13 protein-coding genes and 4 tRNA genes are annotated in these 15,512 nt (G+C 59.6%); 4 read left to right on the top strand and 13 right to left on the bottom strand.

Going from position 1 to position 15,512, the window contains the following annotated elements; all coding sequences use genetic code 11:
* Nucleotides 1-152 precede the first annotated feature (152 nt).
* The 3 genes from CAQU_RS00530 to CAQU_RS12980 all read right to left on the bottom strand — a co-directional run bounded on the left by CAQU_RS00530 (nucleotide 153) and on the right by CAQU_RS12980 (nucleotide 3,582).
* On the bottom strand, nucleotides 153-1,553 hold the full coding sequence (locus CAQU_RS00530) for an MFS transporter (protein ID WP_075724303.1): 1,401 nt from the start codon (nucleotides 1,551-1,553) through the stop codon (nucleotides 153-155).
* Between the two features lie 405 nt (nucleotides 1,554-1,958).
* On the bottom strand, nucleotides 1,959-2,444 hold the full coding sequence (locus tag CAQU_RS00525; RefSeq protein ID WP_075728188.1) for a DUF4411 family protein: 486 nt from the start codon (nucleotides 2,442-2,444) through the stop codon (nucleotides 1,959-1,961).
* Nucleotide 2,445: 1 nt separating this feature from the next.
* Nucleotides 2,446-3,582 carry an ImmA/IrrE family metallo-endopeptidase gene (locus tag CAQU_RS12980; RefSeq protein ID WP_075724301.1) on the bottom strand — a complete coding sequence of 379 codons (1,137 nt, stop codon included), beginning with the start codon at nucleotides 3,580-3,582 and terminating at the stop codon, nucleotides 2,446-2,448.
* A gap of 217 nt (nucleotides 3,583-3,799) precedes the next feature.
* Between CAQU_RS12980 and CAQU_RS00515 the strand changes: the two genes are divergently transcribed.
* Nucleotides 3,800-5,014, top strand: coding sequence for an IS1249 family transposase (locus CAQU_RS00515; protein WP_075724299.1), 1,215 nt, complete (start codon nucleotides 3,800-3,802; stop codon nucleotides 5,012-5,014).
* A gap of 255 nt (nucleotides 5,015-5,269) precedes the next feature.
* Here the strand turns inward: CAQU_RS00515 and CAQU_RS00510 are convergent.
* The 5 genes from CAQU_RS00510 to CAQU_RS00490 all read right to left on the bottom strand — a co-directional run bounded on the left by CAQU_RS00510 (nucleotide 5,270) and on the right by CAQU_RS00490 (nucleotide 7,058).
* A tRNA-Arg gene (locus tag CAQU_RS00510) sits at nucleotides 5,270-5,342 on the bottom strand.
* A gap of 150 nt (nucleotides 5,343-5,492) precedes the next feature.
* Nucleotides 5,493-6,272, bottom strand: a complete 780-nt coding sequence (locus CAQU_RS00505; protein WP_075724297.1) for a TSUP family transporter — start codon at nucleotides 6,270-6,272, stop codon at nucleotides 5,493-5,495.
* A gap of 3 nt (nucleotides 6,273-6,275) precedes the next feature.
* The gene (locus CAQU_RS00500) at nucleotides 6,276-6,797 is read right to left on the bottom strand and encodes a methylated-DNA--[protein]-cysteine S-methyltransferase (RefSeq protein ID WP_075724295.1); all 522 of its coding nucleotides are present in this window, start codon (nucleotides 6,795-6,797) and stop codon (nucleotides 6,276-6,278) included.
* Nucleotides 6,798-6,869: 72 nt separating this feature from the next.
* A tRNA-Arg gene (locus CAQU_RS00495) sits at nucleotides 6,870-6,945 on the bottom strand.
* Nucleotides 6,946-6,969: 24 nt separating this feature from the next.
* Nucleotides 6,970-7,058 (bottom strand) — tRNA-Ser (locus CAQU_RS00490).
* Nucleotides 7,059-7,254: 196 nt separating this feature from the next.
* Here CAQU_RS00490 and hisC point away from each other — a divergent pair.
* On the top strand, nucleotides 7,255-8,286 hold the full coding sequence (gene hisC / locus CAQU_RS00485; RefSeq protein ID WP_075724293.1) for a histidinol-phosphate transaminase: 1,032 nt from the start codon (nucleotides 7,255-7,257) through the stop codon (nucleotides 8,284-8,286).
* A gap of 74 nt (nucleotides 8,287-8,360) precedes the next feature.
* Here hisC and CAQU_RS00480 read toward each other — a convergent pair whose 3' ends face one another.
* The 4 genes from CAQU_RS00480 to CAQU_RS00465 form a co-directional block, all read right to left on the bottom strand.
* Nucleotides 8,361-10,019 (bottom strand): DHA2 family efflux MFS transporter permease subunit, encoded by a 1,659-nt coding sequence (locus CAQU_RS00480; RefSeq protein ID WP_084562629.1) that lies wholly within the window; start codon nucleotides 10,017-10,019, stop codon nucleotides 8,361-8,363.
* Nucleotides 10,020-10,346: 327 nt separating this feature from the next.
* The gene (locus CAQU_RS00475) at nucleotides 10,347-10,778 is read right to left on the bottom strand and encodes a type III secretion system chaperone family protein (RefSeq protein ID WP_075724289.1); all 432 of its coding nucleotides are present in this window, start codon (nucleotides 10,776-10,778) and stop codon (nucleotides 10,347-10,349) included.
* A gap of 3 nt (nucleotides 10,779-10,781) precedes the next feature.
* Complete coding sequence (locus CAQU_RS00470; protein WP_075724287.1) at nucleotides 10,782-11,234, bottom strand: YbjN domain-containing protein; 453 nt, start codon at nucleotides 11,232-11,234, stop codon at nucleotides 10,782-10,784.
* A 476-nt stretch (nucleotides 11,235-11,710) separates the two neighbouring features.
* Nucleotides 11,711-11,796, bottom strand: a tRNA-Ser gene (locus tag CAQU_RS00465).
* A 120-nt stretch (nucleotides 11,797-11,916) separates the two neighbouring features.
* On the opposite strand from CAQU_RS00465, the gene CAQU_RS00460 reads away from it, so the two are divergent.
* Together CAQU_RS00460 and CAQU_RS00455 are read left to right on the top strand one after the other, a co-directional pair.
* Nucleotides 11,917-12,879, top strand: coding sequence for an NAD(P)H-quinone oxidoreductase (locus CAQU_RS00460; protein ID WP_075724285.1), 963 nt, complete (start codon nucleotides 11,917-11,919; stop codon nucleotides 12,877-12,879).
* A gap of 64 nt (nucleotides 12,880-12,943) precedes the next feature.
* Nucleotides 12,944-14,059, top strand: a complete 1,116-nt coding sequence (locus CAQU_RS00455) for a glycosyltransferase 87 family protein (RefSeq protein WP_169836012.1) — start codon at nucleotides 12,944-12,946, stop codon at nucleotides 14,057-14,059.
* Between the two features lie 67 nt (nucleotides 14,060-14,126).
* Here CAQU_RS00455 and CAQU_RS00450 read toward each other — a convergent pair whose 3' ends face one another.
* On the bottom strand, nucleotides 14,127-15,359 hold the full coding sequence (locus CAQU_RS00450) for an aminotransferase class V-fold PLP-dependent enzyme (protein ID WP_075724281.1): 1,233 nt from the start codon (nucleotides 15,357-15,359) through the stop codon (nucleotides 14,127-14,129).
* Between the last annotated feature and the right edge of the window lie 153 nt (nucleotides 15,360-15,512).

Here is a 15,512-nt window from a genome sequence, read left to right as displayed (position 1 = left end):
TTCCCTCACACAACCCCCACACACACCACGGCCCGCACCCTTGCGTGTTGCTGGGGTGCGGGCCGTGGTGTCGTGGTGCCCTAAAATCGCTTCCCCCCATGCGGTGGGGGCGATGACAAACAGGATCTAACAGAGGGGTTAGAAGGAGGGGGTTAGTTGTCGTGTTCCGCGGCAGCGCCTGCGGCCTGGCGGGCGGCGGCGCGCTCGGCGTGGGAGGCCATGAGCTGGCGCTCGTCGCGGCCAACGATGGCGAACAGGATCACCGTTGCGACGGCGAAGGCGAGGAACACGATGAAGGTGACGTTCCAGCCGAAGTTCTGCACCACCAGGCCCACCCCGGAAGACGCCAGGGTGGCGCCCAGCAGGTAGCCGAACAGGCCGGTGAAACCGGCCGCGGTGCCGGCAACGTTGTGGGGCGACAGGTCGATGGCCTGCAGGCCGATCAGCATCACGGGGCCGTAGATCAGGCCGCCGATGAGGGCGACGAACAGGATCAGCAGCCACATGGGGGTGCCGACGGGTAGCAGCCAGTAGACGGCGATGCAGGCGGCGGTGCCGGCGGTAAACAGCATGCCCGCCCCGGAGCGGTAGCCCTTGAACAGCTTGTCAGACAGGAAGCCGCACAGGATGGTGCCGAGGATGCCGGCGAGCTCAAAGGCAGCGAAGCCGACCATGCCGGACCCGATTTCCGCGTTGTGCTTCTCATGCAGGAACACGGTGATCCAGTTCAGCACGCCGTAGCGCAGCGCGTAGACGAACACGTTCGCCACGGCCAGCATCACGATGGTGCGGTTGGTGAGCACGTGCTTGCGGATGCGTTGCCAGGTGCTCAGCCCATCGTCGTGGACGGTTTCCACCTTGGCCGGGTCATCGCGGTATTCCTCGATGGTGGGCAGGCCCATCGACTCCGGGGTGTCGCGGATGAGGATCAAACCCAGCAGGGCCACGCCCAGGGCCACCACGCCGGGCAGCCAGAAAGCAACCTGCCACTGGTCGGTGTAGTGGGCCAAACCAATACCCACCAGGGCGGGCAGTGCCGCACCGCCGACGTTGTGGGCGGTGTTCCACAGGGAGGTCTTCCAACCGCGCTCATTGGTGGAGTACCAGTGCACCAGCACGCGGCCGGCCGGCGGCCAGCCCATGCCCTGCACCCAGCCGTTGATGAACATCACCAACGCGAACACTCCCACCGATGCCGACAGCAGCGGAATGGTGCCCAGAGCAATATTGACCAGTGCGGACAAACCCAAGCCCAGCGGCATGAAGTAGCGGGCGTTGGACTGGTCGGAAATCATCGCGGAGAAAAACTTCGACAACCCATAGGCGAACAGCACGGCGTTGGCGATGATGCCGACGCCGACCTTGTCGATGCCGTTGCTGTCGAACAGCAGCGGGGCGATGAGGGACACGTTGTTGCGGACCAGGTAGAAACCGGCGTAGCCGATGAAGATACCCATAAACACCTGGAAACGCAGGCGCGGGTACATCCTGTCCACTTCTTCCTGCGGCCTGCGCGGGGCCGCAGGGGGTGCAGCTAGCCATCCGAGATTCATGGTGGCGACTCCTTTACGCACGGGCGCCGGCGTGGGAACTCCCCCACGCAGACGCATCCCATTTTCGGGCACCCCCAACGGGGGCACCCTATGAACTTACCTAGCATGTCACATCAGCCCCCAACAATTGAATTAGCTCACATGAAACCATCCAGACTGCCGAAAAACCCCACCTCACAGCCCCGCACAATCTAGTTTCTTACACAGCACAAACAGCACCAGCCAGTCAAATTCCCACCTCCCCCGCAGGCACCCAAACACCCTTGCGATACATGGCCCCCAGCCCCCTCACGCCTTCCATACTTATCCCAACGCACCTATCACCCGTTCCATGCCAGGCTATTGATTTTCACGCCCAGCACACCACCATTCCCCACTCAAGGCGGTTAGCTAGCGCATTACCGATCAGAAGGACAGATTCTTCACCCTGAGAAATCCCAAGAAATCCAAATACTCCACACCAAAATGTTCGGCCGCGTCCGGCAACTTCACTTTCGAAGTGCTCTGAGGCGCAGATTTTTCATCAGACACAATGGTTGCGCCATGCGCCATGGCGCAAGCGACCAACCAGGAGTCTGCAACATTGAGAAAATCATCCACAGCTTTCTGCTTGAATTTCGGAGTTCTCTCGAGCTGCGCCCACTGCGCGACTTCAATATATTTTTCAACTTCCACCTGGGTAGGCACTAGCACCCGATCGCCCGGAACATGCCGAGTGAACCATGCGCTCTGCTCAGAAGACCAAGCGGTGACCTCTTTTTCCACTTCTTTATGGAAGTACAAATCACCACCCGGAATGAGATCAGCGAACTCATCCCATAATGTTCGAAAAATTGCAGGCGGATAAGTATTCCATGTACCAATCACTATGTTCGAATCAATGAGGTACATGCTAAACAGCCTCATCTACCAGTGCCATTACCTTGTGCAAGGTCTCCTTGTTACGCACCCCCAAGAATTCAGCGGCTGCAGGTTCCGGCAAATCTCCAGACAGCGTTGCCTCGGTGACGGTGGTCAGGAATCTGCGTCCAACTCGCGAACGCACCAAAACGGGGAACGGGGGCGCACCAGTTGATTTTGCGTCTTGCGCAACATCTTTGCCCTTAACCAGGCCAACAATACGTTCAGCATCCTTGTTGCGAACCAACCCCAACTCAACCAGGCGCCAAAGCAATGCCTCCTTACTTACGCCAAACCGAACTGCAGTTGCTGCAAGCTGCTCCTCCAGGGCATCAGCATCGAAAGACTCTTTTCTAATAGCCACCTCGGGGATCAAAAGAGTCGCAGCAAACTTGTTGCACCACTGCTCGACAGCGTTGTTTTTCCCCTGATCACCTGACAGGCCCGGAACTGCCTTCGCAACGTGCCCTAGCTCATGAGCCAGACTAAAAAGCTGGGCCGTCTTACTATCGGAAGTATTCACAAATACCAGCGCATAAGACCCTTCGCGAAGAGTGAACCCTCGGAATTCGTGCACATCCAGTCGCCGCGCGGTCGAATTTCCCACTATGGAATTTCGCATGACGAGCAGACCGTTATCTTCCATTCGATTAACGAGGTCCATGACTTTATCCGTGCCCTTTGGGTGGCCGGCGCACTCCCACCCCAAGGCTTTCCTGGCGCTTTCAGCGGCCTCCTCAGGTGTCGCTGAAGGCGATGCGATCCCGAGAACCTCGGGCGGCTCAATACCACTTTCGGCAGCGTATTCGGCATACCAACCAAGACGCTGTTCGGCAGTTTGAATAACTTCACGCAGATTGGCACCGATTGAATGAATCCTTGCATTTCGAACAGTACGAAAGTCCGGGATCGCAATTTCATCAGGAGTCGGCACTGGCAGAAGAAGACGGCCAAGTGGCAGACGAGCAGCTTCCGCAATTTTCTTAGCTTGCGGAAGCGTGGGCTTCCTAGCCCCTGACTTCCATTCCGACAACCTAGGGAAACGTTTCTCAACCTCGTTTTCAGAAAGTTCAGACCGCCCCAATGCCCACTCCAGGACTTCCGGCTGAATCGTTACTTCGACTGCCAAATTACTCGCCTCCTTTCTAGCCAAAACTATAGCGGTCTAAGAGAACAAACTCAGCGATGTTTTGCCTTGCGGGCTATAGGACAAAAAGTGTGTCTGTAAGTACGTTTTTTTAGGTGCTGACCTGCGATAAAGGCGTTTTTCATCTCCTGACAAGGAGCTAAACCAGCCTCAGGTCAAATATCCCCGTTTTTCAAACAACATGTGGTATGCGGGGTAAATGCCAACATCACCTACTTGCCCCATCTGCCAATCACCCACAAAGAAAAACGGCTCAACCAGCAAAAACCGCCAACGATGGCGCTGCAAACACTGCGGACACTCCTTCACACAAACAAATACAGCCCACACACAACTCGTTCGCTTCACACTGTTTTTGTCCTGGGTCCAATCCACCCAATCACTGGCAGACTTCGCCCGCCACCACCAACTCAGCCGACGCACACTACAACGCTGGTTCGAACCTTTCTGGCTCATCCCCATCCCCACCCCCACAGGCGACAACAACTACGACGAACAAGTCTTTATCGACGCCACCTACTTCAACAAACAGCAATGCCTGCTCATCGCATCAACCACCAACAAAGTACTGACCTGGCACTGGTCGCACAGCGAAAACACCCGGGCATACCAACACCTCCTCCACCGAATCCAACGCCCCCGACTGATCACCACAGATGGGTGCAATGCCGCACTATCAGCAATCAACGACGTCTTCCCAAACGATCCAGCCACCCCACAAGCCCACACCCACATCCAACGCTGCCTGATCCACATCAAACGCAACGTCCAGCGATACGTCACAACACGCCCCCAATCCAACTGCGGCAAAGCCCTACGCGCCCTATCGCTAAAACTGCTGAAAGTCACCAACAACCAACAAGCAGCACAATGGGTCACTCTCTTTCACCAGGTCAGCAACCAATACCGCGACTGGCTGGATGAAAAAACCTACATCGACAGCTGCCCCAAAGTGCTTATCCCCAACAACAAAAGGAAAAACAAGCACTACTGGTACACCCACGACCGTGCACGCAGCGCCCACCGCATCCTGATGGAACAAACCCGGCGAAACCACCTGTTCGCCTTCATCGAACAATCCATCGCGGTCATCGGCACAGACACCGACAGCCCCGACACCATCTACGAGGCGATCTACCAATCCAGCACCAACAGCCTAGAAGGCGGCATCAACAGCCCCTTGAAAGCACTGCTGCACGCACACAGAGGACTACCCGCAGAACGCCAAAGAAAACTCTGCGAATGGTGGCTGCTAAGCAGAACGAAAAAGCCTGGCGACCTCATAGAAATCGCCAGGCAACACGACTTCGGGACTCACGAACTCGCCAAAGTTAAAACAGTCACCGAAGCACTAACCGACAGCAACCCCACTGGAGCTCCTGCCGAATACGACACCGGTATCGACACCGGCTAGACCCACTCTATAGGAATCCGAAAAGGCCAACCCCGCTAAAACCGGACACACTTTTTGTCCTATATCCACGACACGCCGTGCAGACACACATTTTGTCCTATAGCCCGCCTTGCGCCCCTTGCCCCAAGCCCGCTTTTACTAGGTTCGAACCAGCGTTGTACTTGTCGACCCGCAAACCCCAACACCCCCAACATGGATACCGCCGCATTGCAAAAACCTCCGAACCGCGAGATGCGATTCGGAGGTTTCACTCTGTGCGCCCGAAGGGATTCGAACCCCTAACCTTCTGATCCGTAGTCAGATGCTCTATCCGTTGAGCTACGGGCGCAGTGTGCTTTTTGCTCATCATCACCTGGCCCGGCGATGCTCACAAGCACGAATTAGTACTATACACAGCACCCAACGCAAGGCACAAACTCACAGTTCAAACCCACTTTCTGCACCCACTTAACAGGCACGCTCCCCAACACAAATCCCCTCAGCCCATCACCCCACTGCCCCACTGCATCCACCCCAAATAGCTAGCCATCACCACCACAAAAATCAGCAACGCCACCCGAACCAACCTCGCCCCACCGGCAATCACCGTGCGCGCCCCCAACTGCGCCCCAACAATATTGGCGACCATCAGCACCAACGCCAGCTTCCACACCACATGCCCACCAGCAATAAACACGGCCAGCGCGCCCAGGTTGGTGGCGGCATTAATTGCTTTGGTCATGGCCGCGCTGCGCACCAGGTCCCCACCCAAAACGGCAGTGAGCGCCATGATGAGAAACATGCCGGTGCCGGGGCCGAAAATACCGTCATAAAAACCCAGCGCCATCACCACAGCACCCAAACCCAGCAACGCAAGAACGGTCGGTGTTTTCACGCAGGCTGATTGCCCAAAACGTGGGCGCATGACCACCACGATTCCCGCCGACAGCAGCAAAACAATCACGATGGGACGCATCAGGTGTGCGGGGAAAAGGCCCGCCACTAGTGCCCCACCTGCCGCAGCAAGCCCCGCCACCACCACGAGGATCGGAAGGAGTTTCCCCTTCGGCCTGGTATGCGCCAGCAAACGCACCGCCGCCGACAACGTTCCGGTCACCCCCACCGCCTTATTGGTGGCCAGCGCCCCCACCGGCGCTATCCCAGGCACAAAAGCCAGCAGCACCGGCACCAGAATCAGCCCACCGCCACCAATGACAGCATCCACCCACCCGGCGCACAACGCCGCCAGGGCCAGGCCACCCAAGCTCACCCCACCCATGGCCTAGCCCTCCTGGTAGCCCTCACGCGCCAATAGCGCCCTTTTCAGCTCCTGCCCGCCCCGATAACCACCAACCGTGCCGCCCGTGGCCGGCAGCACCCGGTGACAGCCAATAATGATCGGCAAAGGATTAGCCGCGCACGCCCCGGCAGCAGCGCGCACCGCACGCGGATTTCCCGCCCGGCGCGCCAGCTCGCCATAGGTGACGGTCTCCCCCGGCCCCACGAAGCTCAGCTGTGCGAGCACCTTGCGATAAAAGGGGGCGGTGACCAGTACCCGGGGGTTATATGGGGGCCAGTCGATGTGGTGGTTGCCGTGGATGAACTGGGTCAGCGCCGCTGCGCCGTGGCCGGCGAGTTCCCGATCACTAGCGGTCGGCTGCCCGGTGCTGGTGGGCTCGTTGTCGCCGGGCAGCACGATTTGGGTGATCAATCCCCCCAGGGCGCACACTCCGAAATGTCCAAGGTCGGTTTCTGCGTGGGCGATGGCAAAAGGGTACTGCTGGGGTGGGCGGCGAGCGCTCATGCTGGACTCCTTTTTGGGGGTACGCAAACACCCCAGCCCCCGAGGATGTTCCTGGGATGCTGGGGTGGTGTTTGGTGCGCCCGAAGGGATTCGAACCCCTAACCTTCTGATCCGTAGTCAGATGCTCTATCCGTTGAGCTACGGGCGCATAACCCTCGATAATTCGAGGGAGCGGAGGCGAGAGGATTTGAACCTCCGGTCCTCATTTCTGAAGACAACTCATTAGCAGTGAGTCCCATTCGGCCGCTCTGGCACGCCTCCACACAACACAGGCAGTCTAAAAAGACTGTCCGCGGTGCTGGCAGGAAATGATACCCGCACAACCCGTTATCAAGCAAACGTCGCGCGCATACCACGTGCAGGTGCCCCTTTCTTCGCCTCAGAGCACCGCCCGCAAACCGGGCAGTGGCAACGATTCCCATGAGCCGAGTCACAACCCTGGACTAAGCTTGCCCACATGTTGCGCAAAGATCTCAACCTGCTTCCCGCCTATGTTCCCGGCGTCCGCGCCGAGGGCGCCCTCAAGTTGTCCTCCAATGAGGTCACCCAGGCGCCCCTGCCGGATGTCGCGGCCGCCATGGCCGAGGCCACCGCCCACGCCAACCGCTACCCGGACATGTTCTCTATCGAACTGCGCCAGGCTCTTGCCGAAAACGCCGGCTTGAGCATCGACAACGTCGCCATCGGCATCGGGTCTTCCGCCCTGTGCCAGCAGCTGGTCCAGATCTCCTGCACCCCCGGCGACAAGTGCGTCTTCCCTTGGCGCTCTTTTGAGGGCTACCCCATCTTCGCCGCTGTGGTGGGCGCGACCGCAGTCCCGGTTCCCCTCGACGCTGAGCACCGCAATGATCTCGATGCCCTGGCCGCGGCCGCCCAGGACGCCCGCATCGTGTTCGTGTGCAACCCCAACAACCCCACCGGCACCACCCACAGCCACGCCGCCATCGCCGACTTCCTGACCAAGGTGCCCGACGACTGCATCGTCGCCCTCGACGAGGCCTACATCGAATACGTCCGCGACGCCGACGCCGTCAACGCGCTAGAACTGCTCAAGCAGCACAAAAACCTCGTCATCCTGCGCACCTTCTCCAAGGCCTATGGCCTGGCCGGCGCCCGCGTCGGATACGCCTACGGTGACGCCACCATCATCGAGGCCGTCAACAAGGTCCAAATCCCCTTCGGCATCAACGTGGCAGCCCAAGCCGGCGCACTGAAAGCACTGGAGTTGCGCGACACCATCCTCGCCCGCACCGACGAGGTCGTCGAGCAACGCCAACGCGTCGCCGAAGCCATCGGCGCGGTGCCCTCCCAAGCCAACTTCGTGTGGGTCCCCGATCTAGCTGACGCACGAGCCACCGCCGAAGCACTCGCCGCCGAAAACGTCCTCGTGCGCGTCTTCCCCGAAGGCATGCGCATCACCATCACCACCGCGGAAGAAGCCGACCAGTTGCTCACAGCATGGAACACCGTCAACCCCGCCCGCGTCTAACCCCCGCACACCAGAAAATGCTCGACACCCACCAGGGTGCCGAGCATTTTCCTATTTACCAGGTCACAAACCGGTTAGTTTTTTGCAGCGACTTCGGCGTCAGCGCCGACGGTCTGCTGATGCTTCTTATCGCTGGCACGAACCATAAACGCCGCGAAAAAGCCCAACAGCAAAAACACTGCCGCCGCATACAAGGAACAGCCCACAGCCGTCGCGAAACCATGCGCGAGGGCCTCGCCCAACGGCTGGCCATCCAAGCCGTGCAAGGCGCCACCGGCAGACATCCGCACCGCATCCACCAGTTGCTGCGGGGCATGCAAACCAGCATCCTCCACAGCCTTCGGCAAGGTCTGCGCCAACGCGCCCGACAACACCGCGCCAGCAACCGCAGCGCCCACAGCAGCACCCACCTGACGCACCGTGGACTGCGTGGCAGAACCCTGACCAGACTCCGCCTGCGGAACATCCTTCAACACAGTCGAGGTCAGCTGGGCAGACGCCAGACCCAAGCCCAAGCCATAAATAACCAGCAGGGCGCACACCAGCAGCGGCGACTTCTCAATCGCCATCGCCACCGTCACCACACCAATGACCTCCAGTGCGAGACCAATGATGACCGTATTCGTGGCACCCACCGCCGCAGCCAAGTGGCGGGCAGCAGCACCAGAACCAAAAGCACCCAAAGCCATGGCCGACAAAATCCAGCCGGCATCCATCACCGACAAACCGCGCGCGTTCACCAAGTACAACGGCAACACGAACACGATGCCGAACTCGCCCACAGCAACCGCAAACGCGGCCACGTTACCCCACGTGAACGTGGGGAGCTTGAATAGGCCCAACGCCAAAATCGCATCGCGGCCATTGCCCGCGCGGTGACGCTCCCACAGCACGAACAGCACCAAGCCCACCACACCGATCGCCAAAGCAAACGGCACCGGCGACAGCGCAGCAGACCACTTCCACGAACCAATGTGGAAATCGCCGATCATCTTCCACCAGCCCAACTTCGGGCCCTCGATGATGCCGAACACCAAGAAACCAAAACCAATAGCCGACAGCAGCAAACCATCCACGTCAACACCGCGACGAGAACTATCACCACGGGTCTCCGGAACGAACAGCACCCCGGCAATAAACACCGCAACGGCGATCGGCACATTCACCCAGAAGATCCACTCCCAGCTAAACGAACTGGTCAACCAGCCACCCAACAGCGGGCCCAAGGCGGCAGCACCCGACATGACCGCGCCCCACACACCAAAGGCAGCCGCACGCTGCTTGCCGCGGAAAATCGCATTCACCGTCGACAACGTACTCGGCAGAATCATCGCGCCACCCACGCCCTGAATCACACGAGCCCAAATCAGTTGCGCCACCCCATGCGACAACGCCGCCACCACAGAGCCAGACGCAAACACAACAATGCCCACGAAAAACACCTTGCGGCGACCAATACGGTCAGCCAAACGGCCCGTGGACAGCAGCAACGCGGCAAACACGACCGAATACAAAGAATTGACCCACTGGGCGTTAGTCAGGTCCAAATTCAGCTTGGAAATAATGTCCGGCAACGCGACACCAACAATGGTGCCGTCGATAACGATCAACGCCAGACCACACGCCAGAACCCACAACGCTTTCCAGCGATTGGGATACTTAGCGGCTAGCTCATCAGTGACCTGATCAGCATCCGATGAAACAGGTGGAGTTTTACGCGAAGTAGATGTCATGGAAGCTTCAACCTCTTCCCCATGAAATTTTTTAAAAAATAATGCTCACAGCAGAAAAACGACGTCCACACCCACCCGGTCCGAAAACCACGAAGGCTCCGCCGGGAAAACACGGTGCATTTCGCGAACAATCTTCGCGTTTCCTGCACCGCCCCAGGCGGAGCCCTTGCTCAGTGGTTGCTTGAACAGCCAGTGATCGCAGAGTAGAAATGCGCGAGAATCGCCACGAATAAGGATTCTTCTGCCATCAAAGCCGGCCACGTTTAGCCACGTCGCCGATGTCTTTGCGTCAAGCGTAGACGCACCCCTACTGAAAAAACTAACCTATTAGACTCGGTAGTTCGAAAGGTTGAGGCTGTTTACCGTCCCACGGAGCCCCTCAGCCGCACACGCGACGCACACCTCAAGCCAGTGATCCAGCTGTTCATCCGTCGCGCCAGCACCCGCCGGCATCGACACAGAACAACCCACACGCAGCGTGTCATTAGGCATTTGATGCACACCAATGGTGCCGAAATAGGTGTCGCCATGCTTCGCGAGAGCATGCTCAACAATGTCATCCATACGAACCGGATCGATCTCCAGATCGCTGGCCACAGTCAACACCGTGAAATATTCGCCAAAATCAGTGGGAATCACCGTGGTGACGCCCTCCATTGAAGCAATCAGCGCGTTCTGGGCCGGATCCTCAGTCATCTCCCACCCACGGGCAGCAGCGATCTCCAGCACACGGTTGGCAGTAATAGTAGGTGCGGTCATGGCTTACTCAGACTCCTGCTCGGTTGCGGTGACGGTAGTGCCACCCATTTCGGTGCGGTAGGTCTCGTCAAAGAAAGCAACAGCCGCAGCGGTTGCACTACCAATGTTGTGGAGGAACACATCCAACTGATCATCAGTGATGCCCACAGCAGTAGAAACCGCCATGTCACACAGCAAGTGCTTCACTCCCGCCTTGGAGGTGTACAAGCTCACGCGCGGGGCCAGCTCGCCGGTGTTGATCCGGTTCGCCATCGCTTTAGCCAAAGGCATATCGGCCGGAGTCAAGGGGCGATCCCAGAAACCCCACACCGTGACAGTGTCGGCCTGGTCATCAAAGCGGGCGTACATTTCCTGCCCCTCAACAGTGAAGGCCACATAATCGCCCTCGTCAGCGCAACCCTTCAGCGCAGCCAAGCGCTGATGAATCATGGGGGAAACGGCAGTGTCGTTATCCATTCGTCGTTTCAATCTTTCGCAACAATTGTTCTTCCATCAGGTCGTGCAACGTCTTCTCACCGCCAGGCCCAAACATTTCTCGGCCTGACAGACACCACAGTCTGCCGGCGGCGTCCTGATGGCGGCACCCACAATGGTGCCAAGTTCCAACCATCCTATGCGAGGACCGCACAAAACGGTTAAGAAAAAGCTAAAAACCATACAGTGAACAGCCCAAATAGCTTTGCGTGCCAGCACCCCAACCCACCCCAAAGCGCCCCAACACCGACCCCTAGACGGCCCCCTCTGGCCCGCTCCCAACGGGGTAAACAGGAAAGCAGGTTGGACCTATAGGACAAAAAGTGTGTCCGAAAACTTCATAACCTTTACTAGCGACCTCAGGCAGATTGACGAAAGTACCTAAAACCCACCACAGGCTGCACTTTTAGCACTCAAAACCGCAGCCCCTGGCTATTAAACCAGGGGCTGCGACAATGCGGAGATAGAGGGATTTGAACCCCCGGTCCGGGTTAGGGACGCTCGCTTTCAAGGCGAGTGCATTCGGCCGCTCTGCCATATCTCCATGCGTGCACTCATGCTATTACATAGCATCGCCGGGGCGAAGAATTGGGGCTAGATCTTTTCCCAGTTTTCGCCGCGAAGTGCGCCAGCGGAGTCAGTGTAACGCGTACCCTGTCTCAATATGAAAGCAATTACTCTGTCTGATCCTTCCGATAAAACATCGCTCGCCTTGACCGAGGTCGAAACCCCCACTCCCGCTGCTGGAGAGGTTTTGGTCAAGGTGCAGGCCGCCGGCATTAACCGTGGCGATCTGCTGCAGGCTGCCGGCCACTACCCGCCGCCGCCTGGCGCTAGCGACATCATGGGCCTGGAGTGCGCGGGGGTGATTGAGGATCCCAACGGCCACGACTTCGCACAGGGCGATCCGGTGGCGTGTTTGTTGGCCGGCGGTGGCTACGCGGAGTACGTGGCGGTGCCGGTAGGCCAGGTGATGCCTTTGCCGAAGGGCTATTCCCCGGAGGAGGCCGCGTCCATCGTTGAGGTGGCGTGCACGGTGTACTCCAATTTGGTGATGCTCGCCGGGATGCGTGCAGGCCAGAAGGTGCTGATTCACGGTGGTGCGGGCGGCATTGGCACGTTCGCCATCCAGATGGCTAAGGCCATGGGCTGTGAGGTCATGGTGACTGCTGGTTCTGAAGATAAGCTGCAGGTGTGTCGCCGCTTGGGCGCTGATGTGCTGATTAATTACCGCGAGGAAGACTTTGCGGAGGTGGTGAAGAATCAGGCGGATGTCATTTTGGACATCATGGGGGCGAAGTATTTGGATCGCAACATCACTGCAATGGCGCCGGATGGGCACATGGTGATCATTGGTATGCAGGGTGGTGTGAAGGGTGAGCTGAATATCGGCAAGTTGTTGTCGAAGCGGGGCACTATTTCCGCTACTGCGCTGCGCGCACGGGATCTGGAGGATAAGGCTCGGATTTGTGCGGCGGTGGTGGAGAATGTGTGGCCGATGCTGGAGCGTGGGGAGATTTCCCACCAGATTCATGAGGTGTTGCCGATTGCTGATGCGGCGCGCGCTCACCAGATGTTGGCTGATGGCCTGGTGACTGGCACTTTGGTTCTGCGGGTTGATGCGTAGCGCCGCAACGTCGCGTGCTCGCCAGTCTGGGGCTGCTTTTTCACCGGTTGGGTGGCCGCGGTGGGTGACGTGGAAGTCTGTTGCCTGGATGGTGTTTGTGCTGCTGCTGGTGCGGCAGGAGCCGGTGATTTGGCGGCAGAAGGACTTTTTTGAGTCTTTGGATTACTACGCGTTGACGCCGTTGACGGAGTATCCCACTGTGGCGACGTGGCCGCTGAAGTTGTTTGGCGACCACGTGCAGGTGGGGTTTGTGGTGTTGCTGGTGGTGGTGCAGGCGGCAATTTTGTGGGCGTGTGTGTTTTTTGAGCGCCGTGAGGCTGCTGCTTTGTGGCTGGCGTTGATTGCGGCGATGGGCCCGTTGATGTTGTCGCGGATGGATTTGTTGCCGGCGGCTGCGGTGGCGTTGTGTGCCGTGTTGTTGGTGAGTTTTCCCGCTACTGCCGCGGTGGTGTTGGCGGTGGCGACTGCGATGAAGTTGTGGCCGGGGCTGGTGGCTGCGTGCCTGTTGGGTTCGTGGCGGCGTGTGGGTGGTTTTGTGCTTGGTTTTGCGGCTTTGGTGGGGGCGAGTGTCGCGATCCATGGGGTGGAGCGGACTGTTTCGCCGGTGTTGTATCAGCAGGATCGGGGTTTGCAGATCGAGTCGGTTTTTGGTGCGCCGTTGCTGTTGCGGGCTGATACGCACGTGGATTTTGCGCCGTCGATGTCCTATGAGGTGTTTGGTGGCGGGGTGGGTGCGATGTTGGTGGTGGCTACTGCGGCGCAGGTGGCGGTGGTGTTGCTTGCTGCGGGGTTGGGGTTGTTGACGGCGATGCGGTGGTCTCATGAGACGGCGTTGGCGTGTGCGATGAGCATCGTGTGGCTGGTGATTGTGACGAATAAGGTCTTTTCGCCGCAGTATGTGATTTGGGTGTTGCCGTTGGCGGTGGTGGTGGCTGCGGTGAGTGTGTGCCGGGTGGCTCATGTGGTGGCGTGGTTGTGTGTGCCTCTGGTGGTGTTGACCGGTTTGGTGTATCCGCTGATGTATGACGAGATTTTGCTGCAGCAGCCGGCGGCTGTTTGGGTGTTGAATGCCCGTAATATTGCTGTGGTGGTGTTGGCGGGGTTGTCGTTGTGGTGGTGGGTGCTGGCTTGGCGGGCAGCGCAGCCGACTGGTGGGTGGGCTTCTTGGCGGGCCCGCTAGTTGGGTTGCAAACGCCGCAGGGTTCCCCTTTTTTGGTGGGGTCCTGCGGCGTTTTGGGTTTTTGTTTTTAGGCCAGGGAGGCGACGGCGCGGAGGAGTTGGTCGATGTCGCCGGTGGTGTTGAACGGGGAGAGGGAGACGGTGATTGCGCCGCCGGCGTCGAGGGCGCCCATTTCGGCCAGGAGTGGGTCTGGGGGGCTTTGTTCGGTGACGATGCCGTTGGCGAGGAGGCGGGCGTGCACGGTGCTGGCGTCGACTCCGTCGACGATGAAGGTGACGCGGGGGGTGCGGTGGGCGGCGGAGTGGGCGGCTGCTTCACCGGTGATGCCGACGAGGTGGACTTGGTCGAGGACGCTGAGGCTGTCGACGAGGTGTTCGCTGAGTTTCGCGAGGTAGGTGTTCAGCGATTTCATGGAGGTTTTCAGCCGGTTGCGGCGGGTGCCACGGGCGGTGTCGTCGAGGTCGGCGAGGTGGTCGATGGTGGGGGCGACGCCGCCGAGTAGTCCCATGGATAGTTTGCCGACTTCGAGGCTGGCTGCGCCTTCGCCGTCGCTGAGTGGTTTGAGGCGGGGGAACATGGAGGTGTCGCGCATGATCATGGCGCTGATTTGGGGGCCGCCGAGGGTGGCGCAGTCCAGTAGCACGATGTCGGCGCCCCAGGCGTCGATGTCGATGCTTTGGTAGGGCGCGAGGTCGGTGGCGTCGACAACGAGCCAGGCGCGGGAGTGTTGGCGGGTGATGTCGGCGATGGCGGCGACGTCGGTGTGGGTGCCGATGTAGCCGTGGGCGGCGGGGACGACGACGAGTCGGGTGCTGCCGGTGACGATATCGTGGAATTGCCAGGTGGGCAGTTCTCCGGTGCCGAGGTCGGGTTCGGCGTAGCGGACGGTGGAGGCTTGGGTGGCGAAGATGTCGGCGACGCCGCGGGCGAGGCTGCGGGCGAGGACGACTGCGCTTCCGCGTCGCAGGCGGGGGGTGAGTGCGGTGGCCAGTTGTCGCAGCAGTACTTCTTTGTTGGGGCCTAGGACGACGCGGTCGGCGTCGGCGCCGACGAGGTCGGCAATGGCCCGGCGGGCGGCTTGGTCGTGGGCGATGCCGGCGGGTAGTCCTGCGGCTTGGGCGCGGGAGTGGTTGCCGTGGGTGGGTTCGACTGCGGCGACCAGTGGGCTGGTGCGGAAGGCGGTGGCGACACCGGAGGAGACTTTTTCGGGAATTTGGGCGAGTTCGTGCCCGTTGAGGTAGGTCCAGCCGTCGGCGAGGGAGGCGTAGAGTCCGCGGACGCGGTACACGTCATAGCCCATGTGGCTGGTTACCTTTCTTCGCGTGGGGTCGGTGGTTTGTGCTGCGTGACGGGCCTGGCGGGGTGGGGGCTGTTGGGGGCCCGCCCCGTGGTAGCAGGTGTGACGCTGGCGGTTGTTCTATTGTGTCACGCGGCCCGCAAATGGGTGCTGCGC

This window comes from Corynebacterium aquilae DSM 44791, assembly GCF_001941445.1.
GTDB classification, from domain to species: Bacteria; Actinomycetota; Actinomycetes; order Mycobacteriales; family Mycobacteriaceae; genus Corynebacterium; species Corynebacterium aquilae.
This window is presented reverse-complemented; position numbering and strand designations above follow the sequence as displayed.